Genomic DNA, 21,687 nt, shown 5'->3' on the forward strand with positions numbered 1-21,687 from the left:
GATGAACACCAGAGAAATTCCCGAACGCTTCGCGGCCCTGCGCGCCGAAGGCAGGCGCCACAAGGATGCCGCCGAGGCACTCGGCATCAGCGAGGGCGAGGCCATTGCGGCGCACGTCGGTGCGCACGATGGCCCGTTGCAGGCGATGCCCCTGCGCGGGCCCTGGCTCGAGTTGCTGCAGGCGCTCGAGTTGTGCGGGCCCCTGCTCGCGCTCACGCGCAACCAGTCGACCGTGCACGAGAAAACCGGCGTCTACCAGAAGCTGTCCGGCAGTGGCCACGTGGCGCTGGCACTGGGTGAAGACATTGACCTGCGTCTCTTTCTCGGCCAGTGGCATGCAGGCTTTGCCGTGCGCGAGGGCGCCAGCCTGAGCCTGCAGTTCTTCAACGCGCACGGAGTGGCGGTTCACAAGGTGTTTGCGCGCGAGGCAACCGATCGTGACGCGCTGCAATCGGTGATCGACGCGCATGCCGAGCCGGCGCAATCTGTGGCCTTCACGCCGACCGAATCGAAGGCACCGCCGCGGGCCGATGGCGCCATCGATGCCGCTGCCCTGGCCGCCGCGTGGGGTGCCATGCAGGACACCCACGAATTCTTCGGCCTGCTGAACAAGTTCGAGGTCGAGCGCCAGCAGAGTTTTCGTCTGACCGAAGGCGCGTTCACGCAGCGCGCCGAAAAATCGGCGGTGCGCGACCTGTTGAATGAAGCGGCGTTCGACGGCACGCCGATCATGGTGTTTGTCGGCAGCCCGGGCTGCATCCAGATCCACACCGGGCCTGTGGTGCGGGTTGAGCCGCTGGAGATGCGCGGCATGCAGTGGCTCAACGTGCTCGACCCGGGCTTCAACCTGCACCTGCGCGAAGACCTGATCGACGCAGTGTGGATCGTCGAGAAGCCGACAAGCGATGGCGTCGTTACCTCGGTCGAAGCCTTCGACCGCGAAGGCGGGCTCATGGCGATGTTCTTCGGAGCACGCAAGCCTGGGGTGCCCGAGCGCGAAGCCTGGCGCGAGATCGTGCGCAAGCTGCCGAGGCGGGCGGTGGCGGCATGAGCAATCTCAAGACGGTCGAGATAAAGGCCTTCGTGCCGGCGAAAGACTTCGCGTTGTCCAAGCGCTTCTACCAGGAGCTGGGTTTCACGATGGCGTGGGACGGCGGCAATCTTGCCTACTTCCATCATGGCCACACCAGCTTTCTGCTGCAGGACTTCTACAGCAAGGAACTGGCCGAGAACCTCATGATGCACCTGCTCGTGGAGGACGTTCAGGCCTGGTGGGAGTCCGTGACGGCCAGCGGTGTGATCGAGCGCTATGCCCTGCGCACGCAACCGCCACAGGAGCAACCATGGGGCATGGTCGACTTCGTGCTCATCGATCCGAGCGGCGTGCTGTGGCGCATCGGTCAGAACATCCCGGACAAGGCATGAGCGATTTCGTTTCTTCCCGCCTGCAGCGCAGGCGTTTCATCTCCGCTTCGCTGGGGCTGGCTGCGCTGCCTGCATTCGCCCAGCCGAATCCGCGTCCGCCGCGTCTGGTCACGATCAGTGGCGCTATCACCGAGGTGGTCTACGCGCTCGGCGCCGAAGGCCAACTGGTCGGCACTGACACCACCAGCCTCTACCCGTCGGCAGCATTGAAGACACCGAAGGTTGGCTACATGCGACAGCTGTCGGCCGAAGGTCTGCTCTCGCTCAAGCCCGATGCGGTGATCGCCACCACCGAATCCGGGCCGCCGGTGGTGCTGGATCAGTTGCGCAGCGCGGGCGTCAGACTGGAATTGATCGAGGCCGACCACAGTTGGGGCGAAGTGCAGCGCAAGGTGCAGGCGGTGGGCCGTGCGTCGGCGCGCGAGGCGCAAGCGCGCGAACTGCAGGCGAGGCTCGATGCCGAATGGGCCGAGGTACAGCAACGCGTCGCATCGTCCGGCGCTCGCAAGCCGCGCGTGCTGTTCGTGCTGTCGCACAGCGCCAGTCCGCAGGTGTCGGGCGAGAAGACGGCGGCGAACGCGGTGATTGGCTTTGCCGGCGGCGTGAACTGTCTGAGCGGCTTCCAGGGCTACCGGCCGATGACGGCCGAGGCCATGGCGAGCGCGGCGCCCGACCTCATCCTCACCAGCAGCCAGAGCATCGAAGCGCACGGTGGCGCCGACAAGTTCTGGCAGCGCCCGGAACTGGCGCTGACGCCCGCCTACAAAAAGCGCGCGCTGATCACGCAGGACGCGTTGCTGTTGCTGGGTTTCGGCCCGCGCTTGCCGGGCGCCATCGGCGAACTGCACCAGCGCTTTCTCTCGGCATGAGTGCCCGCCTGTCGAGGCGCGCCGTCATCGCGGGCGGCGGTGTGCTGCTGGCACTGGCGTTCGTGCTTGGTGCTTCGTCCGGCGCCTATGCGATCAGCGCAGCGCAACTCCTGCAGGTGCTGGGGTCGGTGTGGCAGGGCGGGGCTGACCCAACGCCACAGCACCTGGTTTTCATGAACATCCGCCTGCCGCGGCTGATCCTCGGCGTCGCGGCGGGCTGCGGCCTGGGCATGGCCGGTGCGCTGATGCAGGGGCTGTTCCGCAACCCGTTGGCCGATCCGGGGTTGATCGGCATCAGCAGTGGGGCGGCGCTCGCCGCGGGCCTGACCATCGTGCTCGGCGCCTGGTTGTGGCCGGTGCTGCCGCGCACGCTCGGCAGCTGGACGCTGGTGACGATGGCTTTCGGCGGCGGCTTTCTGGTCACCCTGCTGATCTACGGCCTGTCGCGCAGCGAGGGCGGCACGCGCATGGCGTTGATGCTGCTGGCCGGCATCGCGATCAATGCGCTGGCAGGCGCGGGGCTCGGCTTCCTGAGCGTGATGGCGACCGACGAGCAATTGCGCAGCCTCCAGTTCTGGCTGCTCGGCAGCCTTGGCGGCGCGCGCTGGAGCGCGGTCATCCTGGTCGGTGCGATCGTCTTCGTCGCCTGCGTGGCTGCGTTGACGCTGGCGGCACCGCTGAATGCCATCGCGCTGGGCGAATCGCAGGCCGCGCTGCTCGGAGTCGACGTCGAGCGCGTGAAACGGCGTGCGATTGTGGTGACCGCGTTCGCAGTCGGTTCCGTGACGGCGACCACCGGCATCATCGGCTTCATCGGCTTGATCGCGCCACACTGGGTGCGCATGGTGGCCGGGCCGGATCACCGCGTGGTGTTGCCGGGCTCGGGGTTGTTGGGCGCTGCGCTGGTGCTGGCGGCCGACACGGTGGCCCGCACCGTCATGGCGCCGGCCGAGCTGCCGCTCGGTGTGCTGACCGCGTTCATCGGCGTGCCGATGTTCCTCCTGATGCTGCGGCATTTCCGGAATCGCGTATGAGTTTGTCGTGCATAGACGGCACCGTGCGAATCGGCGCCAGAACGCTGCTCGCCGGCGCCAATGTGGATCTGGTGCCGGGACGCGTGACCGCCATCCTCGGGCCCAACGGTGCGGGCAAGTCGACGCTGCTCTCGCTGCTCGGCGGCCAGCGCAAGCCCACGCAAGGCAAGGTGCTGCTCGACAACCGACCGCTCGATGCCTACACGCCCGCGGCGCTCGCGCTGCGTCGTGCGCTGATGCCGCAGGAGAGTGCCGTGGCATTCGACTTCAGCTCGCAGGAGATCGTGGCCCTGGGCCGCTTTCCGCACCGGCTGATGCCGGGCGACGACGAGGATCACATCATCGCGGCGGCGATGGCGCTCACCGATGTGTCGGCGCTGGCGCCGCGGATCCTCAACACACTGTCGGGCGGCGAGAAGGCGCGCGTGCACATGGCGCGTGCACTGGCGCAGCTCTGGCATCCGCGGCCCGACGGCGCAGGGCGCTGGCTGCTGCTGGACGAGCCCACGGCCGCGCTCGACATTGCGCACCAGCATGCCGCGATGCGACTGCTGCGCGTTTGGGCCGCCAGGGGTGTCGGTGTGGTCGCGGTGCTGCACGACCTGAACCTGGCGCTGCGCTATGCCGACGAGGTGGTAGTGGTCAGCGCCGGCTGCGCCACGATTCAGGGCGCGGCCGTCGCAGTGCTTCAGCCTGCGCTGATCGAGTCGGTGTGGGCACTGGCGTGCCAGCCCGTGACAGGGCGCGAGGGCGTCACGCAGTATCTCTTCGGCTGAGCATTTGCAGTGCCTCATCGACGAGAATGAGAATCGTTATCGAAGATAATTTGTCGAAGTTAGAGACCGAAGAGGGCTACATGAAGAGGAAAAGAGTCATGAGGAAGATGTACTGGGGCCTTGCCATCGTAGTCGCGCCGCTTGCGAGCGCGCAGCCCGCACCGGCGACGACCGATGGTGTGCGCGGCGAATTGGCCACGATCAACGTGGAGGATGCACGCACCAACGGTTTCGTCGCGAATACCGTGGAGGCCGGCACATTCCGCGGCGCGAACATCATGGATGTGCCCGCCACGGTGAACACCGTGACGCGAGAGGTGATCGAACTGCAAGGGGCCGCGAGCATCTACGACGTGCTGCGCAACACCGCCGGTGTCACACGCCAGCAGAATGGCGGTGACACCTTCGACCAGTTGGTGATCCGCGGCATCGCGGTCGAGAACCGAACCAACTACCGGCTCAACGGATCGCTCGCGATTCCCAACGTGTCCGAGATTCCGATGGAGAACAAGGAGCGGGTCGAAGTGCTCAAGGGCGCCTCCGCGCTCTACTACGGTTTCACGACGCCAGCAGGCGTCGTCAACTTCGTCACCAAGCGCGCAACGTCCACGCCGGTGAGCGGGGTGGGCCTGGCGTTCGACGACCAGGGCACGATGCAAGGCACGGTCGACCTCGGGCGGCAGTTCGGGGAGCAGCGCCAGTTCGGCCTTCGGGTCAATGCCGCGGGCGGTCAACTGGGTTCGACCATCGAAGGCGTCGACGGCAACCGCAAGTTCCTTTCGGCCGCTTTCGACTGGCGCGTGAACAACCGCCTGACGCTCAAGGCCGATGTCGAGCACTACCGCAAGAGCATCACGGAGCAGGCCGGCATTGCGCGCCTAGCGGCCGTCAATGGTGTGATTTCCCTGCCGGCGTTGCCTGACCCGCACAAACTGCTGGGCCCGCCGTGGGGCGTGTTCGAAGCGGAAGTGACCAACACACAGCTTCGCGCCGACTATTCGCTCAGCGACAACTGGGCGCTGACCGTGGAGGCCGGCCATTCGCAAGCCGAACGCGACCGACGGCTCGCGATCTTCGGCAACTACAACGTGCGCACCGGGGCTGGACGCATCACGGGCAACGTGCAGCACCTGGCGCAGAGCTCAGACCTGCTGCGAACGGAGTTGTTCGGCGCGTTTGCGACGGGGAACGTGCAGCACGAACTGACGTTGGGCGTGGCGCGCAGCGACAAGAGTCAGGACCCGATATTCCAGCGCAACTACGGCGGCGCGACGACGCAGAACCTCTACAACCCCGTGCCCATCGGCTACCTGCCGTTGACCGCGCTGCCGACACGGCCCACCACCGGCGGCCAGGACAGCGAGGAGTTGGGTCTGTACGTGCTTGACCGCATCACGTTCTCGCCGCAGTGGCAACTCGTGGTGGGCGCCCGCCATACGCGCTATGAGAGCTCGCAAGCCGCGAGCGCGACCCTTCCCGGCACCAATTACGCTGTGCGCAAGACCACGCCGCTGGCGGCGCTCAGCTACAAGTTCACGCCCGACCTCGTGGCCTACGCTTCTTTCGCGCAGGGCGTGGAAGAAGGAGAGGTGGCGCCGACCGGAACGGTCAACCAGAACACGCGCATGGCCCCTGGCGTGAGTAAGCAGAAGGAAGTGGGCCTGCGCTGGCTGACCGGCAGCGGAACGCTGCTCTCGACCGCGCTGTTCGACATCGAACGCCCCGGCGCGTACACCAACAGCGCCAACACCTTCGTCGCCGACGGCCGCCAGCGGTACCGCGGCCTGGAGGTCTCGGCGCAGGGTCGCCTGACGCGCGAACTGGCGTGGCAACTGTCGGGGCAGGTGCTGGACGCCGAGTTTCGGCAGATCAATGCGCAGTACAACGGCAAGATGCCTGAGAACACCGCCCGCAAGACCGCGAGCGCATTCCTGTCCTACGACATTGCGGCAGTACCAGGCCTGTCTGTCAACGGCGGCGCCTACTACACCGGACGGCGGCCTGTCGACGATCTGAACCAAGGCTTCGTCGGCGGCTTTACCGTCTTCGGACTGGGTGCGCGCTACGTGACGCAGGTGATGGGCAGGCGAACCTCCTTGCAATTGAATGTCGACAACGTTGCCGACAAGCGGTACTGGGCCGCAGCGGGCACTCGTCTGGCGGTCGGCATGCCGCGCACGATCAAGGCCTCGATCAAGGTCGACCTGTGATCCGCTCCTGATTGCTGCAGCGGCATCTCTCCCGATCGAATTTTTCATGGCCCACCAAGGAGCTGGGGCTAGTAAGTCAGCCGCTCGGGCCGCAACTCCTGCAGGATCGTCGTCGCGATCTCCTCGATCGACTTGGTCGTGGTCGACAGCCAGCGTATGCCGGCGCGTCGCATCATGGCTTCGGCCTCGGAGATTTCGTGGCGGCAGTTCTCGATGCTCGCGTAACGTGAGTTCGGTCGCCGCTCGTTGCGGATCTGCGCAAGCCGCTCGGGCTGGATCGTCAGGCCGAAGATCTTCTTCTTGTGCGGCAACAGCGCCGGCGGCAACTGGCGCCGGTCGAAGTCTTCCGGGATCAGCGGATAGTTGGCGGCCTTGAGCCCGTGCTGCATCGCCAGGTAGAGCGAGGTCGGCGTCTTGCCGCTGCGGCTCACGCCGACCAGGATCACGTCGGCACCGTCGAGGTCCCGATTGCTCTGGCCGTCGTCGTGTTGCAGGCTGAAGTCGATGGCCGCAATGCGTTCGTCATAGGCCTTGCTCTTGCTCACGTCGCTGAAGCGGCCGATGCGGTGGTTCGACTTCATCGCCAGCTCGATTTCCAGTGGCCGCACGAAAGTGCCGAACATGTCGAGCAGCATGCCCTTGCAGCCGGTTTCGATGACCTCGAGAACATCCATGTTGGCCAGCGTGGTGAAGACGATCGGCCGCTGGCCCTCGAGTTCGCCCGTGTGATTGATGCGCCGCACCGCCTGGTGCGCCTTGTCGACCGTGTCGGTAAACGGTAGCCGAATGTGGCGCGGCGTGATTTCGAACTGGGCCAGAACGGCATTGCCGAAAGTCTCGGCGGTGATGCCGGTGCCATCGGAAACAAAGAAGACGGTGCGCGTGTGCATGGTTGGGGCGGCCTTGTCCTGCGGCGCGCAAATGGTGCGGCGCCTACAATTCGGGCCAATTATGGGGAATCTGCTTCCCCGCATCCGATTTCTTCCCATGCCCCCCGCGACCGCACCCCAAGCAACGACAACGATCGTGCGCCGCTGCCGGCATGACGCACCGGTTTTAACTTCTGGAGCTTTCCCATGTCTGCACTCTTTGAAGCGACCGCCCTGGTCGTACCGTTTGAGAACCTGAGGATGACCGACGTCGAGTCGGTCGGCGGCAAGAACGCCAGCCTCGGCGAGATGATTTCCCAGTTGCCGCAGGGCGTGCGCGTTCCGACGGGTTTCGCGACCACGGCGCACGCGTTTCGCCAGTTCCTGGCGCACGATGGCCTGGCCGACAAGATCAGCGCGGCGCTGGCCAAGCTCGACACCGAAGACGTGCGCGCGTTGGCCAAGGTCGGTGCCGAAATCCGCGCCATGGTCGAGGCCCAGCCGTTTCCGGCCGACCTGCAGAAGGCGATCGCCGAGGCGTTTGCCACGCTGAGCGCGGGCAACCCGCAAGCGAGCTTCGCGGTGCGCTCTTCGGCCACGGCGGAAGACTTGCCGGATGCATCGTTTGCCGGCCAGCAGGAGACCTTCCTCAACGTGGTCGGCATCGACGACGTGCTGCACAAGATGAAAGAGGTGTTCGCCTCGCTCTACAACGATCGCGCTATCAGCTATCGCGTGCACAAGGGCTTCGCGCATGACGTGGTGGCGCTCTCGGCGGGCGTGCAGCGCATGGTGCGCTCCGACTTGGGCGCGGCCGGCGTGATGTTCACGATCGACACCGAATCGGGCTTCGAGGAAGTGGTGTTCATCACTTCGAGCTACGGCCTCGGCGAGACGGTGGTGCAGGGCGCCGTGAACCCTGACGAGTTCTATGTGCACAAGCCGATGCTCAAGGCCGGCAAGCGCGCGGTGATCCGCCGCAATCTCGGCTCCAAGCTGATCCAGATGGAGTTCGCGACGCCGGAAGAAAAGAAGGCATCGGGCAAGCTGGTGAAAACCACCGATGTGCCGGCCGAGCAGCGCAACCGCTATTCGCTGAGCGACGCCGATGTCGAATTGCTCGGCAAGTACGCGCTGGTCATCGAAGAGCACTACGGCCGCCCGATGGACATCGAATGGGGCAAGGACGGCACCGACGGCCTGCTCTACATCCTGCAGGCGCGGCCCGAAACCGTGAAGAGCCAGCAGCAGGGCAAGGCCGAGCAGCGCTACAAGCTGCTGGGCCGCGGCGCCGTGCTGGCCGAAGGCCGCGCGATCGGCCAGAAGATCGGCACCGGCCCGGTGCGCCTGGTGCACAACATCAGCGAGATGGACAAGGTGCAGGCCGGTGACGTGCTCGTCACCGACATGACCGACCCCAACTGGGAGCCGGTGATGAAGCGCGCCGCTGCCATCGTCACCAACCGCGGCGGGCGCACCTGCCACGCGGCCATCATTGCGCGCGAGCTCGGCATTCCGGCCGTGGTCGGCTGCGGCGACGCGACCGACCTGTTGAAAGAAGGCACGCTGGTCACGGTGAGCTGCGCCGAGGGGGACACCGGCTTCATCTACGACGGCCTGCTCGAAACCGAAGTGACCGAGGTGACACGCGGCGAAATGCCGCCGATCGACCTCAAGATCATGATGAACGTCGGCAACCCGCAACTCGCGTTCGACTTCGCCCAGTTGCCGAACCACGGCGTGGGCCTGGCGCGGCTCGAATTCATCATCAACAACAACATCGGCGTGCACCCGAAGGCGATCCTCGACTACCCGAACGTCGACGCCGATCTGAAGAAGGCGGTCGAGTCGGTGGCCCGTGGCCATGCCTCGCCGCGCGCCTTCTATGTCGACAAGGTGGCCGAAGGCATCGCGACCATCGGCGCCGCGTTCTGGCCCAAGCCGGTGATCGTGCGGCTGTCGGACTTCAAGTCGAACGAATACCGCAAGCTGATCGGTGGCTCGCGCTACGAGCCAGAAGAAGAAAACCCGATGCTGGGCTTCCGCGGCGCCGCACGTTACGTCAGCGAGGAATTCCGCGAAGCCTTCCTGATGGAATGCGAGGCGCTCAAGCGCGTGCGCAATGACATGGGCTTGACCAACGTGCAGATCATGGTGCCCTTTGTGCGCACCCTGAAGCAGGCCGAGCGCGTGACGGGCCTGCTGGCCGCGGAAGGCCTGAAGCGCGGCGAGAACGAACTCAAGATCATCATGATGTGCGAGGTGCCGAGCAACGCGATCCTGGCTGACGAGTTCCTGCAGTTCTTCGACGGTTTCTCGATCGGCTCGAATGACCTGACCCAGCTCACGCTGGGGCTGGATCGCGATTCGGGACTCGAATTGCTGGCGGCCGACTTCGACGAGCGCGATCCGGCCGTCAAGGCCATGCTGAGCCGCGCCATCAAGGCATGCAAGGCGCAGGGCAAGTATGTCGGCATCTGCGGCCAGGGCCCGAGCGACCACCCGGACTTCGCGCTGTGGCTGGCGGAACAGGGCATCGAGTCGATTTCGCTCAATCCCGACAGCGTGATCGACACCTGGCAGCAACTGGCTGCCCGCTGATCCCCGCTCAGGGGGCCTGAAGGCGCGGGCGACACGTTGTGTCGCCCGCGCCACGCAATTCGTCACGCGCGCGGCGTAATTTCCCTGTCAGGATGTGTCAATTTGCAACTGACCGTCCTTTTAGTGTCACACTTTGGCGTTACCGGGGAGGCAGTTGCCATTTGCCAGCAGGGCGAAACGGATCCTGCCGTGGTGTTTGCGAGTGACTCGCGCAAGGGAAAGCAATGATTCTTGTGAAGACGGAAGGCGGCCAACAGGCATTCAGGGATCGCACGGTTCGACTCACGCCGCGACAGCGTTCGGCGTTCATCCTCTGTGACGGCAAGCGCACGATCGAGGAAGTGCAGGCTGCCGGCATGAACATCGAACGCGAAGACCTCGACCAGATGATCGAACTCGGCCTGCTGGGCCCGATTGACGGTGCGCCGATCGTTACGGCGCATGCACCGGCAGCGCAAGCCGAGCCCCCACCGGTGGCCGCGCCGGCACCCCGGCCCGCGCTCGTGGCGGTGCCGGCCCCTGCCACCGCACCAGCCGCCGCACCTGCCGATGGCGCGCGCTCGCTCCAGCAGCGTTACAAGGATGCGTACCCCATCGCGACCCGGTTGTCGGGCAGCCTCGGCCTGCGTGGTTTCCGCCTCAATCTGGCGGTCGAGGGCACGAGCAACTACGAAGAACTGCTCGCGCTGGCACCCAAGATTCGCGCCGCTGTCGGCCCCGAAAAGGCGGCCGAGTTCGATCGCGCGCTGATCGGCTGAGCCGGCTGGCGCCTCGCCGCCGCGGCAAAGCGCCTCAGGGTGCCTTTGCCTGCTATAATCATCGGCTTTGCCTTGCCACACCGCGATTCGGACGCTGCGGGTGGCTTTATCCCTTCCCCCGGGAAGATCCACAAGGAGTGCCATGCGTCACTATGAAATCATTTTGCTGATCCACCCGGATCAGAGCGAGCAAGTTCCGGCCATGCTGGAGCGCTACAAGGGCCTGATCACGGCCGGCGGCGGCAACGTCCACCGCGTTGAAGACTGGGGCCGTCGTCAGCTGGCCTACCAGATCAACAAGCTCAACAAGGCGCACTACCTGTGCGTGAACATCGAGGCTGAACAAGCCGTGATGGCAGAACTGGAACATGCGTTCAAGTTCAACGACGCCGTGCTGCGCCACCTGACCGTGGTCAAGAAGAAGGCCGACACCGGTCCTTCGTCGATGATGAAGACGGTCGAGCGCGAAGAGGCCCGCAAGGCCCAGCAAGCCGAATACGCCGCCAACAACAACTGATGGCGTGAAGGTTGCCGCAGCCAACAGCCTCGTGCTGACTGCCTGCGTCGCCGAACTCGGAGCACTGCGCTACACGCCTGCCGGTTTGCCCGCCCTCGATCTGAAGCTCGAACACGAGTCGACGGTCGAAGAGGCCGGAATACCAAGGCAGGTCAAGGCGGCCCTCAAGGCCGTGGCCTTCGGCGCTATTGCCGAGCGGCTCGCAAGGCAGGCGTTGGGAAGTCTCTGGCGTTTTCAGGGCTTCCTCGCCACTCCGGGGAATGGCAAGCATCCCGTTCTGCACATCCAGGATTTTCAGCAAGATTAATTTTCGAGAGGTCCAACCATGGCCACGTTCAAGAAATTCAACAAAGACAAGCGCCCGAAGCGCAACACCCAGTCGCTGCTGTTCAAGCGCAAGCGATTCTGCCGCTTCACCGTCGCTGGCGTCGAAGAGATCGACTACAAGGACATCGACACCCTGCGCGACTTCATCGGCGAAAACGGCAAGATCATTCCCGCGCGCCTGACCGGCACCCGTGCGATCTACCAGCGCCAGCTCAACACCGCGATCAAGCGTGCCCGCTTCCTCGCGATGGTTCCGTACAGCGACCAGCATCGCGTCTAAGGAGAACCACACCATGCAAATCATTCTTCTGGACAAGGTTCTCAACGTTGGCGCGCTGGGTGACATCGTCAAGGTCAAGGACGGCTACGCCCGCAACTTCCTGATCCCGTCGGGCCGCGCTCGCCGTGCCACCGAAGCCAACAAGGCCGAATTCGCCGCCAAGCGCGCCGAACTCGAAAAGGCTGCGGCCGCCAAGCTGGCCGAGTCGCAAGCGCAGGGCGAGAAGCTCGGCGGCACAACCGTCAAGCTGACGCAGAAGGCCGGCGTCGATGGCCGTCTGTTCGGTTCGGTCACCAACCATGACATCTCCGAAGAGCTCAACAAGCAGGGCTACAAGGTGGTCAAGTCGCAAGTGCGCCTGCCGAACGGCCCAATCAAGGTCACCGGCGACAGCACCGTGAGCGTGGCGCTCCACACCGACGTGGTGGTCGACATCACCGTGACGGTGTACGGCGAAACTGCGTAACTGTTGCTCGCCCCCAGGCTGCGCGCACTTCGTGTCGCTCTGCCTTCCCCCTGCCGGGGGCAACACCTGCGGCCCGGCTGAGCCGGTTCCGCGGTGTTCCCTGAATTGAACAAAGTCGCCCTCGGGCGACTTTGTTCTTTTGGGGATACATGATGTCCTCGGCGCTGCACCGAAAAGTCACCGCTTATCCACAGCGTTATCCCATGACGCTGCCCGCCATGCGCCTTAGCATGTGCGGTTGCAAGGAAATCCATGTCCGCCGTTTTCTCCTACGCCGACAACGATCCGTCGGACGACCGCCAGGTTGCGCAACTGCGCATTCCCCCCCATTCGATCGAGGCCGAATCCAGTGTGCTCGGCGGTCTCCTGCTCGACAACGGCGCATGGGATCGCGTCGGTGACCTGCTGCAGGACAGTGACTTCTACCGCTACGAGCACAAGCTGATCTACGCTTCGATCGGCGGTCTCGTCAACGCGAGCAAACCGGCCGACGTGATCACGGTGTTCGAGCAGTTGCAGAGCGTCGGCAAGTCCGACGAAATTGGCGGGCTGGTGTACCTGAACTCGCTCGCGCAGTACGTGCCGAGCGCAAGCAACATCCGCCGCTACGCCGAGATCGTGCGCGACCGCTCCATCCTGCGCAAGCTGGTGAGTGCCGCCGACGAGATCGCGACCAACGCATTCAACACGCAGGGCAAGGCGGTCGACAAGATCCTCGACGAGGCCGAGCAGAAGATCTTTCACATCGGCGAGGAAGGCTCGCGCATGAAGCAGGGCTTCCAGGGCATGGACTCCCTGGTGGTCGAACTGCTCGACCGCGTGACCGAGATGGCGGACAACCCGAACGACATCACGGGCGTGCCGACCGGTTTCATCGACCTGGATCGCATGACCTCGGGCTTCCAGGCCGGCGACATGATCGTGCTGGCTGCGCGCCCCTCGATGGGCAAGACCGCCCTCGCCATCAACATCGCCGAGCATGTGGCGCTGAACGAAGGCCTTCCGGTGGCGGTGTTCTCGATGGAAATGGGCGCCTCGCAACTCGCGGTGCGGATCGTCGGCTCGATCGGCCGCATCGACCAGACCCACCTTCGCACCGGCAAGCTCACAGACGAAGAGTGGCCGCGCCTGACCGAAGCGATCGAGAAGCTGCGCAACATCTCCCTGCACATCGACGAAACGCCGGGCCTCACCACGAGCGAATTGCGCGCCAACTCGCGGCGGCTCGCGCGCCAGTGCGGCCAGCTCGGCCTGATCGTGGTCGACTACCTGCAGCTCATGAGCGTGTCGACCGCGATGAACGACGAGAACCGCGCGACGGCGGTGGGCGAAATCTCGCGCGGCTTGAAGATGCTGGCCAAGGAACTCAAGTGCCCGGTCATCGCGCTGTCGCAGCTGAGCCGCGGCGTCGAGTCGCGCACCGACAAGCGTCCGATGATGAGCGACCTGCGCGAGTCCGGCGCGATCGAGCAGGATGCCGATGTGATCATGTTCATCTACCGCGACGACTACTACAACAAGGACTCGAAGGAGCCGGGCGTGGCCGAGGTGATCATCAGCAAGCAGCGGAACGGCCCGACCGGCACCGTCAAGCTGGCGTTCTTGAAGCCGATCACCAAGTTCGAGAGCCTGGCCGGCGGCGGTGGCGGCCATGATTTCTAGATAGAAAAAGGGCTGCAGTGCCAGTGTCCATCGGACGCGAGGCGCTATGCCTTCGCCCCGGCGCTTGCGCATCGCCTCAGGAATCGGCTTCACGCTCGGCAGATCGTGGTAGCTGGCGACACGAGCCTGCCAGCTCTTTTTCATCACGCGCTTTCCACGCCGATGCAGACCACCGCCGCGACGGGGCTGGTGTAAGCCTCGAAGTCGCTGCGGTAGCGGCGCTTCACTTCGGGATGCGCTTCGAAGTATTGCCAGGCCTGGGCCCAGGCGTGGAGCACGGCCTGCGGCATGACGCCGCTGGCGTCGAAGACGAGGTAGTCGCCGGCTTCGACCTGCACCGTCGCACCCTCGGTGACGGCGATGCCGGCGGTGACATCGAACGCGCCGTGTGCATCGGATTCATAGCCTGAGTAAACGCCGAAGTTGCGCAGATCCGCGGTGTCGCGGTGCGGCGTCCGGCCCATCACGTTCTCGCCGAAGAAGCGGGCCCAAAGGCCGGGGATGCGGCCACTGGTGGGGACGCTTTCTTCGCGGTTGGTGGTGCGCACCGAAGGGCCGGCGACGGCGAAGGCGTTCTGGTATTGGCGGGTGGGTTCCATGTCATTTCTCCAGTGGGCTCAAAGGCCCGGTCACGGCGCATCGATCGGCGACCGGGATCTCGAACCAGCTAGGGGCGTTGTTCATTTCAGATTCTCTTTCTTGGGTGGTGAAGGGAACCCCGATGGTGCGAGGGTGCTGCTGACAACGTCGTGTCAGGAGCTTGTCACTTGAGACAAAAAAAGGCCCGCGCCGCCCATGGGGCTTGCGCAGGCCGCTGTCAAAGCGAGAGCGTCAGGCGTTCAGAGCACTTCGCTCGCAAAGTCCGCCAGCCGCGAGCGTTCGCCGCGCGCCAGCGTGATGTGGCCGCCGTGCGGCCAGCCCTTGAACTTGTCGACCGCGAAGGTGAGGCCCGACGAGCCTTCAGTCAGGTAGGGCGTGTCGATCTGCGCGAGGTTGCCCATGCAGATGATCTTGGTGCCAGGGCCGGCACGCGTGATCAGTGTTTTCATCTGCTTGGGCGTGAGGTTCTGCGCCTCGTCGACGATCACGTACTTGTTGAGGAAGGTGCGGCCGCGCATGAAGTTCATGCTCTTGATCTTGATGCGGGAGCGGATCAACTCGTTGGTGGCCGCGCGGCCCCATTCGCCGGCACCGCCGCCGTCGCCCTTGGCCAGGAACTCGAGGTTGTCGTCGAGTGCACCCATCCACGGGCCCATCTTTTCTTCTTCGGTGCCGGGCAGGAAGCCGATGTCTTCGCCCACGCTCACCGTGGCACGCGTCATGATGATCTCGGTGTAGCGGCGGTCGTCGAGCACCTGGGTGAGGCCGGAGGCCAGTGCCATCAGCGTCTTGCCGGTGCCGGCGGTGCCCGTGAGCGTAACGAAGTCGATCTCGGGATCCATCAGCACGTTCATCGCGAAGTTCTGTTCGCGGTTCTTGGTGGAAACGCCCCAGACTGCATTCTTGGTCGAGGCGTAGTCCTTCAGCGTCTTTAGCACTGCGGTCTTGTCCCGGATTTCGGTGACGCGGGCGTACATGCTCGGCTCGCCCGGTGCTTCGAAGTAGACGAACTGGTTGATGTAGAGGTTCGGCACGATCGGGCCGGTGATCCGGTAGAACGTGGTGCTGCCGCTCTGCCAGCTTTCCACTGTCTTGCTCTGGCGCGTCCAGAAATCGGCCGGCAAGGCGAGCGAGCCGGAGTAGAGCAGGTCGCCGTCTTCGAGCGTCTTGTCGTTCTGATAGTCGTCGGCCGCGAGGCCCAGCGCGCGCGCCTTTACGCGCATGTTGATGTCCTTCGACACCAGCACCACCTCCTGCTTCGGATGGCCGGGCCGATCCTTGGCATAGAGGTCGCGCAGCGCCTGCACCACGCCGAGGATCTGGTTGTCGGCCTTGCCTTGCGGCAGGCTGGTGGGCAGCGAATAGTCGAGTGCCTCGGTCTGGAAGAACAGCTTGCCGCCGGCACCACGGTGGCCAGTGGTGTCGAGCTTCAGGCCCTTGGCAATGTCGGCATCCCTGGCGCCGGCCAGTGCGTCGAGTGTGCGGCTGGTCTGGCGACCGTTGCGCGCGACTTCGGTCGTGCCCTTCTTGTGGCCGTCGAGCTCTTCGAGCACGATCATCGGCAGGTAGATGTCGTGTTCCTCGAAGCGGAACAGGCACATCGGATCGTGCAGCAGCACGTTGGTGTCGAGCACGAACAGCTTGGCCATGCCGTTCGACCGGGTGCGGCGTGGACGGGGGCTCTCCTGTTGCGCCGCGCGTGGGCGCGCGGCCGGCGCTGGCGCCACCGGCGCCCGTTCGGCGCGGGCCTGCGGCGGTTCCGGTGCCCGTTCGGCCGTCACCGGCTGGGGCTTGGTCTCGATCTGCCGCATTGTTTCGGCAGCGGGCACGCCGCCGGCAGCGTCATGCCGCGTATCGAACAGTTCCAGCGGCTGCGGCCCGTTGCCGCGCGGATCCTCCGCATGCCGGCTGCTACCGCTGCGTCGCGGGCCTTTGGACGACGAATGCGCTGGCGCGTCGAGCGCGTCGGGCGTCAGCAGGGCGGCGCGTTTCGTGGGGGCGGGAGGCAAGGGCATGGGGTGGATTGCTCGCAAAAAAGAAGGAACCAGAAAGCGAAAAAGCCGCCTGGCGAGCCGGGCGGCTTTGTTCGGGGAGCGCGGTTGTTGCGATCAACAGCATGGGATCACTATACACGTCCCATGAGATGTCGATTCTGCCCGCGGCGAGAAAAACAACACTGTTTCAGGCGGCCTTTTTGAGGGTCTTGACGGCCTTCAGCACGTCGTCGACATGACCGGGCACCTTGAGGCCGCGCCATTCGGCCTTGAGAATGCCATCGGCGCCGATCAGGAAGGTGCTGCGCTCGATGCCCTTGACCTTCTTGCCGTACATGATCTTGTTCTTGACCACGCCGAACATGTGACACATCTTTTCTTCGGTATCGGCAATCAGTTCGAACGGCAGTTCGAGCTTGGCCTTGAATTCGTCGTGCGACTTCATGTTGTCGCGTGAGACGCCGAAAACGGTGGCACCGGCTTTCACGAAGTCCTTGTAGCGATCACGGAACTGCATCGCTTCGGTGGTGCAGCCGGGCGTGTTGTCCTTGGGGTAAAAGTACATCACCAGCACATGGCCGAGATGGGAGGTGTTCGATACCTTGAGACCGCCGGTCGCGTTAGACTCGAATTCGGGAATGGGTTTGTTGACAACGATCGCCATGAAACTTGTTTTCTCCGTTATGGTTCCCGAAGGAAGATTGGTCGTTGGTCACTGACGGCCAAAGAGAGGCCGATTGAGGGCGGCTGGCCTGTTTGCAACCGGCAATTTTAACCCGAAACGTCCTCCGTTAGCCACCCGAAGGGCTCTCGACAATGAGGGCTGCCAGCACATGGCGCCCTTCGCCGGCCAGGATGTTGTAGGTGCGGCAGGCGGCCGGTGTGTCCATCGTCTCCACGCCGGTGCGCCGGGCCATCAGCGCCTGCAGCCATTGCGGCTTCGGAAAACGGATGCGCTCGCCGCTGCCGAAGATGATGAGTTCGGCGCCGAGCGACGCCAGTTGCGCAAAGTGCTCGGCCTCCAGATCCTCGAAGCGCGCGCAATTCCATTCGAACCGTTCGCCGCGCGAACCGAGCACCACGCTGTGCTCGATCTTCTCGTTGTTGATGGCGACCCAGCCGGGGCCGTGCGCTGTAAGGGTCTGGACGTCGGATTTGTCGGGTTGGAGCTTCATCGGAAGGGGGTTGGAACTGTGGTCAAATTATAGGTTTTCCCCTGTGATAGCTGCCCCCGGAGGGCCTTTGAAAATACTCAAGAAATCGGCCAAGCTGGCCAACGTGCTCTATGACGTCCGCGGGCCGATCGTCGACGCCGCCAGGCAGATGGAAGAGGATGGCCAGAAGATCATCAAGCTCAACATCGGCAACATGGCGCCGTTCGGCTTCGACGCGCCGGAAGAGATCCAGCAGGACATGATCCGCAACCTGCCCGACTCGGCAGGTTACTCGGACAGCAAGGGCATCTTCGCGGCGCGCAAGGCCGTGATGCACTACACGCAGCAGCAGGGCATCGAGGGCGTCACCCTCGACGACATCTACCTCGGCAACGGTGCGAGCGAACTGATCGTGATGGCGACCAACGCCTTGCTCGACGACGGTGACGAACTGCTGGTGCCCACACCCGACTACCCGCTCTGGACGGCCGCCGTGTCGCTCTCAGGCGGCAAGCCCGTGCACTACCTGTGTGAGGAAGAGAACGGCTGGCTGCCCAGCCTGAGCGACATCCGCACCAAGATCACGCCGCGCACGCGCGGCATCGCGGTCATCAACCCAAACAACCCGACCGGCGTGCTGTACCCCGACGAGTTGCTGCGCGGCATGGTCGCCATCGCGCGCGAGCACAACCTGGTGTTGCTGGTCGACGAGGTCTATGACAAGGTGCTCTACGAGGACGCGAAGCACACGGCCATGGCCAGCCTGTCCACCGATGTGCTGACGCTGACCTTCAACTCGCTGTCGAAGGCCTACCGCTCCTGCGGCTACCGTGCCGGCTGGATGATCGTGTCGGGCCCCAAGGGCGATGCGGCCGACTACATCGAAGGCCTGAACATGCTGGCCAACCTGAAGCTCGGCTCCAATGTGCCGGGCCAGTGGGCGATCCAGACCGCGCTCGGCGGCTACCAGAGCATCCACGACCTGGTGAAGCCGGGCGGCCGGCTGCGCCGGCAGCGGGATCTGGCCTATGAGCTCATCACGGCCATTCCCGGCGTGACCTGCGTCAAGCCGCATGCGGCGCTCTACATGTTTCCGCGGCTGGATCCGGCGATGTACCCGATCGCCGACGACCGCGAATTCTTTATGCAGGTGTTGCGCGAAACGCGGGTGATGCTGGTGCAGGGCTCGGGCTTCAACTACCCCGACAACCACCATTTCCGGATCGTGTTCCTGCCGCACGAAGACGACCTGCGCGAGGCCATCAACCGCATCGCCAAATTTCTCGAACGCTATCGACAACGCACGCAATGACTGAATCCATGAAACCCATCCAGGTCGGCCTGCTCGGCATCGGCACCGTCGGCAGTGGCACCTTCAACGTCCTCAAGCGCAACCAGGAAGAAATCAAGCGCCGCGCCGGCCGCGGCATCGAGATCACGATGGTGGCCGACCTCGACACCGCGCGCGCCAGCGCCGCCGTGGGCGAGGGCGTGCAGGTGGTGAGCGACGCACGCGCCGTGATCGCCAACCCCGACATCGACATCGTTATCGAACTCATCGGCGGCTACGGCATCGCGAAGCAGCTGGTGATGGAAGCCATCGCCGCCGGAAAGCATGTGGTCACGGCCAACAAGGCACTGCTGGCCGTGCATGGCACCGAGATCTTCGAAGCTGCGCAGGCCAAGGGCGTGATGGTCGCGTTCGAAGCTGCCGTGGCCGGCGGCATCCCGATCATCAAGGCGCTGCGCGAAGGCCTCACGGCCAACAGCATCCAGTGGATCGCCGGGATCATCAACGGCACCACCAACTTCATCCTCTCGGAGATGCGCGACAAGGGCCTCGATTTTGCGACCGTGCTGAAGGAAGCGCAGCGCCTCGGCTATGCCGAAGCCGATCCGACCTTCGACATCGAAGGCGTCGACGCCGCGCACAAGGTCACGCTGATGAGTGCGATCGCGTTCGGCATCCCGGTGCAGTTTGCCAAGGCCCATGTCGAAGGCATCACCAAGCTAGCGGCGCAGGACATCAAGTACGCCGAACAGCTCGGCTACCGCATCAAGCTGCTCGGCATCACCCGCCGCGCCGCCGGCGGCATCGAGCTGCGCGTGCATCCGGCGCTGGTGCCGGCCAAGCGCCTGCTTGCCAACGTCGAAGGCGCGATGAATGCGGTCGTGGTGCACGGCGACGCGGTCGGCACCACGCTCTACTACGGCAAGGGCGCCGGCAGCGAGCCGACCGCCAGCGCGGTGATCGCCGACCTGGTCGACATCACGCGCCTGCACACAGCCGACGCGGCGCAGCGCGTGCCGCACCTGGCCTTCCACCCCAATGCGATGAACGACCACCTCGACGTGCTGCCAATGCGCGAGGTCGTGACCAGCTACTACCTGCGCCTGCGCGTGGCCGACGAGGCCGGTGTGCTGGCCAGGGTCACCGGGCTGCTGGCCAATGCCGGCATAAGCATCGATGCCGTGCTGCAGCGCGAGGCCGATGAAGTGGGCGGCGAGGGCTCGACCCAGACCGACCTGATCATCCTCACGCACGATACGAAGGAAGGTACGGTCGACGACGCGCTGGCCGAACTGCAGGCGCTGCCGTCCGTGCTGGCGCCGATCGTTCGCATCCGCAAGGAAGAGCTCAGCTGATGCGCTACCTCTCGACCCGCGGCGATGCCACGCCGCGCAAGTTCTGCGACATCCTGCTCGAAGGCCTGGCGCCCGATGGCGGGCTCTACCTGCCCGACCACTATCCGCAGGTCGACGCCGCGACGCTCGCGAAATGGCGCGGTCTGCCCTACCACGCGCTGGCGTTCGAGGTTCTGTCGCTCTACATCGACGACATTCCAGCGGCCGACCTGAAGGCGCTGTGCGCGAAGACCTACACCGAAGAGGTGTTCGGCACGCTCGACATCGTGCCTCTGCGCGAACTCGAAGACGGCGTCTACCTCGAGGCGCTCTCGAACGGCCCGACGCTCGCCTTCAAGGACATGGCGATGCAACTGCTCGGCAACCTGTTCGAGTACGAGCTCGGGCGTCGCGGCGAACAACTCAACATCCTCGGCGCGACCAGCGGCGACACCGGCAGCGCGGCCGAGTACGCGATGCGCGGCAAGCAGGGCGTGCGCGTGTTCATGACCTCGCCGGAAGGCCGCATGAGCGCATTCCAGCAGGCGCAGATGTTCAGCCTGCAGGACGCGAACATCCACAACGTCGCGATTGCGGGCGTGTTCGACGACTGCCAGGACATCGTCAAGGCGGTGTCGAACGACCTCGACTTCAAGCGCAAGTACAAGATCGGCACGGTCAACTCGATCAACTGGGCGCGGCTGCTGGCGCAGGTGGTCTACTACTTCGCCGGCTACTTCCAGGCGACTCCTGCCCCCACGCGCGGCACTGACGTGTCCTCGCTGCCCCCCGAGGGGGCGCTTTCGCCTTGGGGCGGCCCGGCGGCGAAAGGCGCCAACAACGACAACCCGGTGAGCTTCACGGTGCCCTCGGGCAACTTCGGCAACGTCTGCGCAGGTCACGTGGCGCGCATGATGGGCCTGCCGATCCACACGCTGGTGGTCGCCACCAACGAGAACGACGTGCTCGACGAATTCTTCCGCACCGGCGTCTACCGCGTGCGTGCGGCGGCCGACACGCACGAGACCTCGAGCCCGTCGATGGACATCAGCAAGGCCAGCAACTTCGAGCGCTTCGTGTTCGACCTGCTGGGGCGCGATGCCGCCAGGCTGCGTGCGCTGTTCGAAGGCGAGCTCGGTCAGAGCGGCCGCTTCGACCTGAGCGCCGATCCGGCCTTTGCCGAGGCCGCGACGCGCTTCGGTTTCCGCAGCAGCCGCAGCACCCATGCCGACCGCCTCGCCACGATCCGCGACACCGACAAGCGCTTCGCGACACTGATCGACACCCACACGGCCGACGGCCTCAAGGCCGCTCGCGAGCACATCACGCCGGGCGTGCCGATGGTGGTGCTGGAGACGGCGCTGCCCATTAAGTTCGCCGAGACCATCGTCGAGGCACTGGGCCACGAGCCCGACCGCCCGGAGCGATTCGTCGGCATCGAGGCGCTACCCAAGCGCGTCGTCAGCTTGCCGGCCGACGTGCACGCCGTCAAAAACTACATCGCCCAACACTGTGATTGA

General features: G+C 64.8%; 21 protein-coding genes. 16 read left to right on the forward strand and 5 right to left on the reverse strand.

The window, feature by feature from the left end; all coding sequences use genetic code 11:
- Nucleotide 1: 1 nt before the first annotated feature.
- The 6 genes from ACSFA8_RS04395 (at nucleotide 2) to ACSFA8_RS04420 (ending at nucleotide 6,314) form a co-directional block, all read left to right on the forward strand.
- Complete coding sequence (locus tag ACSFA8_RS04395; protein WP_435478277.1) at nucleotides 2-1,051, forward strand: hemin-degrading factor; 1,050 nt, start codon at nucleotides 2-4, stop codon at nucleotides 1,049-1,051.
- Nucleotides 1,048-1,425: a VOC family protein gene (locus ACSFA8_RS04400; RefSeq protein WP_435478278.1), complete on the forward strand. Its 378-nt coding sequence runs from the start codon at nucleotides 1,048-1,050 to the stop codon at nucleotides 1,423-1,425. The genes ACSFA8_RS04395 and ACSFA8_RS04400 overlap by 4 nt, the downstream gene beginning before the upstream one ends.
- On the forward strand, nucleotides 1,422-2,294 hold the full coding sequence (locus ACSFA8_RS04405; protein ID WP_435478279.1) for a heme/hemin ABC transporter substrate-binding protein: 873 nt from the start codon (nucleotides 1,422-1,424) through the stop codon (nucleotides 2,292-2,294). Before ACSFA8_RS04400 ends, ACSFA8_RS04405 begins: the two co-directional genes overlap by 4 nt.
- Nucleotides 2,291-3,328 (forward strand): FecCD family ABC transporter permease, encoded by a 1,038-nt coding sequence (locus tag ACSFA8_RS04410; RefSeq protein WP_435478280.1) that lies wholly within the window; start codon nucleotides 2,291-2,293, stop codon nucleotides 3,326-3,328. Before ACSFA8_RS04405 ends, ACSFA8_RS04410 begins: the two co-directional genes overlap by 4 nt.
- Nucleotides 3,325-4,104, forward strand: a complete 780-nt coding sequence (locus tag ACSFA8_RS04415; RefSeq protein ID WP_435478281.1) for a heme ABC transporter ATP-binding protein — start codon at nucleotides 3,325-3,327, stop codon at nucleotides 4,102-4,104. The genes ACSFA8_RS04410 and ACSFA8_RS04415 overlap by 4 nt, the downstream gene beginning before the upstream one ends.
- A 98-nt stretch (nucleotides 4,105-4,202) precedes the next feature.
- On the forward strand, nucleotides 4,203-6,314 hold the full coding sequence (locus tag ACSFA8_RS04420; RefSeq protein WP_435478282.1) for a TonB-dependent siderophore receptor: 2,112 nt from the start codon (nucleotides 4,203-4,205) through the stop codon (nucleotides 6,312-6,314).
- Nucleotides 6,315-6,382: 68 nt separating this feature from the next.
- Here the strand turns inward: ACSFA8_RS04420 and ppsR are convergent, their stop codons facing one another.
- Nucleotides 6,383-7,204 carry a posphoenolpyruvate synthetase regulatory kinase/phosphorylase PpsR gene (gene ppsR, locus ACSFA8_RS04425; protein WP_286545998.1) on the reverse strand — a complete coding sequence of 274 codons (822 nt, stop codon included), beginning with the start codon at nucleotides 7,202-7,204 and terminating at the stop codon, nucleotides 6,383-6,385.
- A gap of 186 nt (nucleotides 7,205-7,390) precedes the next feature.
- On the opposite strand from ppsR, the gene ppsA reads away from it, so the two are divergent.
- From ppsA to dnaB, 7 genes are all read left to right on the forward strand, one after another.
- Nucleotides 7,391-9,784, forward strand: coding sequence for a phosphoenolpyruvate synthase (gene ppsA / locus ACSFA8_RS04430; RefSeq protein WP_435478283.1), 2,394 nt, complete (start codon nucleotides 7,391-7,393; stop codon nucleotides 9,782-9,784).
- A gap of 224 nt (nucleotides 9,785-10,008) precedes the next feature.
- Complete coding sequence (locus tag ACSFA8_RS04435; RefSeq protein WP_435478284.1) at nucleotides 10,009-10,542, forward strand: hypothetical protein; 534 nt, start codon at nucleotides 10,009-10,011, stop codon at nucleotides 10,540-10,542.
- A 142-nt stretch (nucleotides 10,543-10,684) separates the two neighbouring features.
- Entirely contained in the window at nucleotides 10,685-11,059 is a 375-nt protein-coding gene (gene rpsF, locus ACSFA8_RS04440) for a 30S ribosomal protein S6 (RefSeq protein ID WP_286546004.1), read from the forward strand.
- A gap of 4 nt (nucleotides 11,060-11,063) precedes the next feature.
- Nucleotides 11,064-11,366 (forward strand): primosomal replication protein N, encoded by a 303-nt coding sequence (gene priB, locus ACSFA8_RS04445; RefSeq protein ID WP_435478285.1) that lies wholly within the window; start codon nucleotides 11,064-11,066, stop codon nucleotides 11,364-11,366.
- Between the two features lie 18 nt (nucleotides 11,367-11,384).
- Nucleotides 11,385-11,666, forward strand: a complete 282-nt coding sequence (gene rpsR, locus ACSFA8_RS04450) for a 30S ribosomal protein S18 (protein WP_286546009.1) — start codon at nucleotides 11,385-11,387, stop codon at nucleotides 11,664-11,666.
- Nucleotides 11,667-11,679: 13 nt separating this feature from the next.
- The gene (rplI, locus tag ACSFA8_RS04455; protein WP_435478286.1) at nucleotides 11,680-12,132 is read left to right on the forward strand and encodes a 50S ribosomal protein L9; all 453 of its coding nucleotides are present in this window, start codon (nucleotides 11,680-11,682) and stop codon (nucleotides 12,130-12,132) included.
- Nucleotides 12,133-12,384: 252 nt separating this feature from the next.
- Nucleotides 12,385-13,794: a replicative DNA helicase gene (gene dnaB, locus ACSFA8_RS04460; protein WP_435478287.1), complete on the forward strand. Its 1,410-nt coding sequence runs from the start codon at nucleotides 12,385-12,387 to the stop codon at nucleotides 13,792-13,794.
- A 143-nt stretch (nucleotides 13,795-13,937) separates the two neighbouring features.
- Here the strand turns inward: dnaB and ACSFA8_RS04465 are convergent, their stop codons facing one another.
- From ACSFA8_RS04465 to ACSFA8_RS04480, 4 genes are all read right to left on the reverse strand, one after another.
- The gene (locus ACSFA8_RS04465) at nucleotides 13,938-14,393 is read right to left on the reverse strand and encodes a GyrI-like domain-containing protein (protein ID WP_435478288.1); all 456 of its coding nucleotides are present in this window, start codon (nucleotides 14,391-14,393) and stop codon (nucleotides 13,938-13,940) included.
- 240 nt (nucleotides 14,394-14,633) lie between these two features.
- Entirely contained in the window at nucleotides 14,634-16,409 is a 1,776-nt protein-coding gene (locus ACSFA8_RS04470) for a PhoH family protein (RefSeq protein WP_435478289.1), read from the reverse strand.
- A 166-nt stretch (nucleotides 16,410-16,575) separates the two neighbouring features.
- Nucleotides 16,576-17,052 carry a peroxiredoxin gene (locus ACSFA8_RS04475; RefSeq protein ID WP_068632401.1) on the reverse strand — a complete coding sequence of 159 codons (477 nt, stop codon included), beginning with the start codon at nucleotides 17,050-17,052 and terminating at the stop codon, nucleotides 16,576-16,578.
- A 127-nt stretch (nucleotides 17,053-17,179) separates the two neighbouring features.
- Nucleotides 17,180-17,563, reverse strand: coding sequence for an Mth938-like domain-containing protein (locus tag ACSFA8_RS04480; RefSeq protein ID WP_435478290.1), 384 nt, complete (start codon nucleotides 17,561-17,563; stop codon nucleotides 17,180-17,182).
- Between the two features lie 67 nt (nucleotides 17,564-17,630).
- Between ACSFA8_RS04480 and ACSFA8_RS04485 the strand changes: the two genes are divergently transcribed.
- Genes ACSFA8_RS04485 through thrC form a run of 3 tightly spaced genes read left to right on the forward strand, consistent with a single transcriptional unit; the run spans nucleotide 17,631 to nucleotide 21,687 of the window.
- A complete protein-coding gene (locus ACSFA8_RS04485; RefSeq protein WP_435478291.1) occupies nucleotides 17,631-18,854 on the forward strand; it encodes a pyridoxal phosphate-dependent aminotransferase in 1,224 nt (407 codons plus the stop codon).
- 8 nt (nucleotides 18,855-18,862) lie between these two features.
- The gene (locus ACSFA8_RS04490; protein ID WP_435478292.1) at nucleotides 18,863-20,188 is read left to right on the forward strand and encodes a homoserine dehydrogenase; all 1,326 of its coding nucleotides are present in this window, start codon (nucleotides 18,863-18,865) and stop codon (nucleotides 20,186-20,188) included.
- The gene (gene thrC, locus ACSFA8_RS04495) at nucleotides 20,188-21,687 is read left to right on the forward strand and encodes a threonine synthase (RefSeq protein ID WP_435478293.1); all 1,500 of its coding nucleotides are present in this window, start codon (nucleotides 20,188-20,190) and stop codon (nucleotides 21,685-21,687) included. Before ACSFA8_RS04490 ends, thrC begins: the two co-directional genes overlap by 1 nt.

The organism is Variovorax nitratireducens (genome assembly GCF_051216545.1).
GTDB lineage: Bacteria > Pseudomonadota > Gammaproteobacteria > Burkholderiales > Burkholderiaceae_C > Variovorax.

Excerpts from the sequence above, each read along its gene's own strand:
- ACSFA8_RS04435 (WP_435478284.1), top strand. The coding sequence starts at position 10,009 with ATGATTCTTGTGAAGACGGAAGGCGGCCAACAGGCATTCAGGGATCGC.
- ACSFA8_RS04420 (WP_435478282.1), top strand. The coding sequence starts at position 4,203 with ATGAGGAAGATGTACTGGGGCCTTGCCATCGTAGTCGCGCCGCTTGCG.
- ACSFA8_RS04405 (WP_435478279.1), top strand. The coding sequence starts at position 1,422 with ATGAGCGATTTCGTTTCTTCCCGCCTGCAGCGCAGGCGTTTCATCTCC.
- ACSFA8_RS04480 (WP_435478290.1), bottom strand. The coding sequence starts at position 17,563 with ATGAAGCTCCAACCCGACAAATCCGACGTCCAGACCCTTACAGCGCAC.
- ACSFA8_RS04470 (WP_435478289.1), bottom strand. The coding sequence starts at position 16,409 with ATGCCCTTGCCTCCCGCCCCCACGAAACGCGCCGCCCTGCTGACGCCC.
- ACSFA8_RS04395 (WP_435478277.1), top strand. The coding sequence starts at position 2 with ATGAACACCAGAGAAATTCCCGAACGCTTCGCGGCCCTGCGCGCCGAA.
- thrC (WP_435478293.1), top strand. The coding sequence starts at position 20,188 with ATGCGCTACCTCTCGACCCGCGGCGATGCCACGCCGCGCAAGTTCTGC.
- ACSFA8_RS04415 (WP_435478281.1), top strand. The coding sequence starts at position 3,325 with ATGAGTTTGTCGTGCATAGACGGCACCGTGCGAATCGGCGCCAGAACG.
- rplI (WP_435478286.1), top strand. The coding sequence starts at position 11,680 with ATGCAAATCATTCTTCTGGACAAGGTTCTCAACGTTGGCGCGCTGGGT.
- ppsA (WP_435478283.1), top strand. The coding sequence starts at position 7,391 with ATGTCTGCACTCTTTGAAGCGACCGCCCTGGTCGTACCGTTTGAGAAC.
- ACSFA8_RS04490 (WP_435478292.1), top strand. The coding sequence starts at position 18,863 with ATGAAACCCATCCAGGTCGGCCTGCTCGGCATCGGCACCGTCGGCAGT.
- ACSFA8_RS04475 (WP_068632401.1), bottom strand. The coding sequence starts at position 17,052 with ATGGCGATCGTTGTCAACAAACCCATTCCCGAATTCGAGTCTAACGCG.
- ppsR (WP_286545998.1), bottom strand. The coding sequence starts at position 7,204 with ATGCACACGCGCACCGTCTTCTTTGTTTCCGATGGCACCGGCATCACC.
- dnaB (WP_435478287.1), top strand. The coding sequence starts at position 12,385 with ATGTCCGCCGTTTTCTCCTACGCCGACAACGATCCGTCGGACGACCGC.
- ACSFA8_RS04400 (WP_435478278.1), top strand. The coding sequence starts at position 1,048 with ATGAGCAATCTCAAGACGGTCGAGATAAAGGCCTTCGTGCCGGCGAAA.
- ACSFA8_RS04410 (WP_435478280.1), top strand. The coding sequence starts at position 2,291 with ATGAGTGCCCGCCTGTCGAGGCGCGCCGTCATCGCGGGCGGCGGTGTG.
- ACSFA8_RS04465 (WP_435478288.1), bottom strand. The coding sequence starts at position 14,393 with ATGGAACCCACCCGCCAATACCAGAACGCCTTCGCCGTCGCCGGCCCT.
- rpsF (WP_286546004.1), top strand. The coding sequence starts at position 10,685 with ATGCGTCACTATGAAATCATTTTGCTGATCCACCCGGATCAGAGCGAG.
- rpsR (WP_286546009.1), top strand. The coding sequence starts at position 11,385 with ATGGCCACGTTCAAGAAATTCAACAAAGACAAGCGCCCGAAGCGCAAC.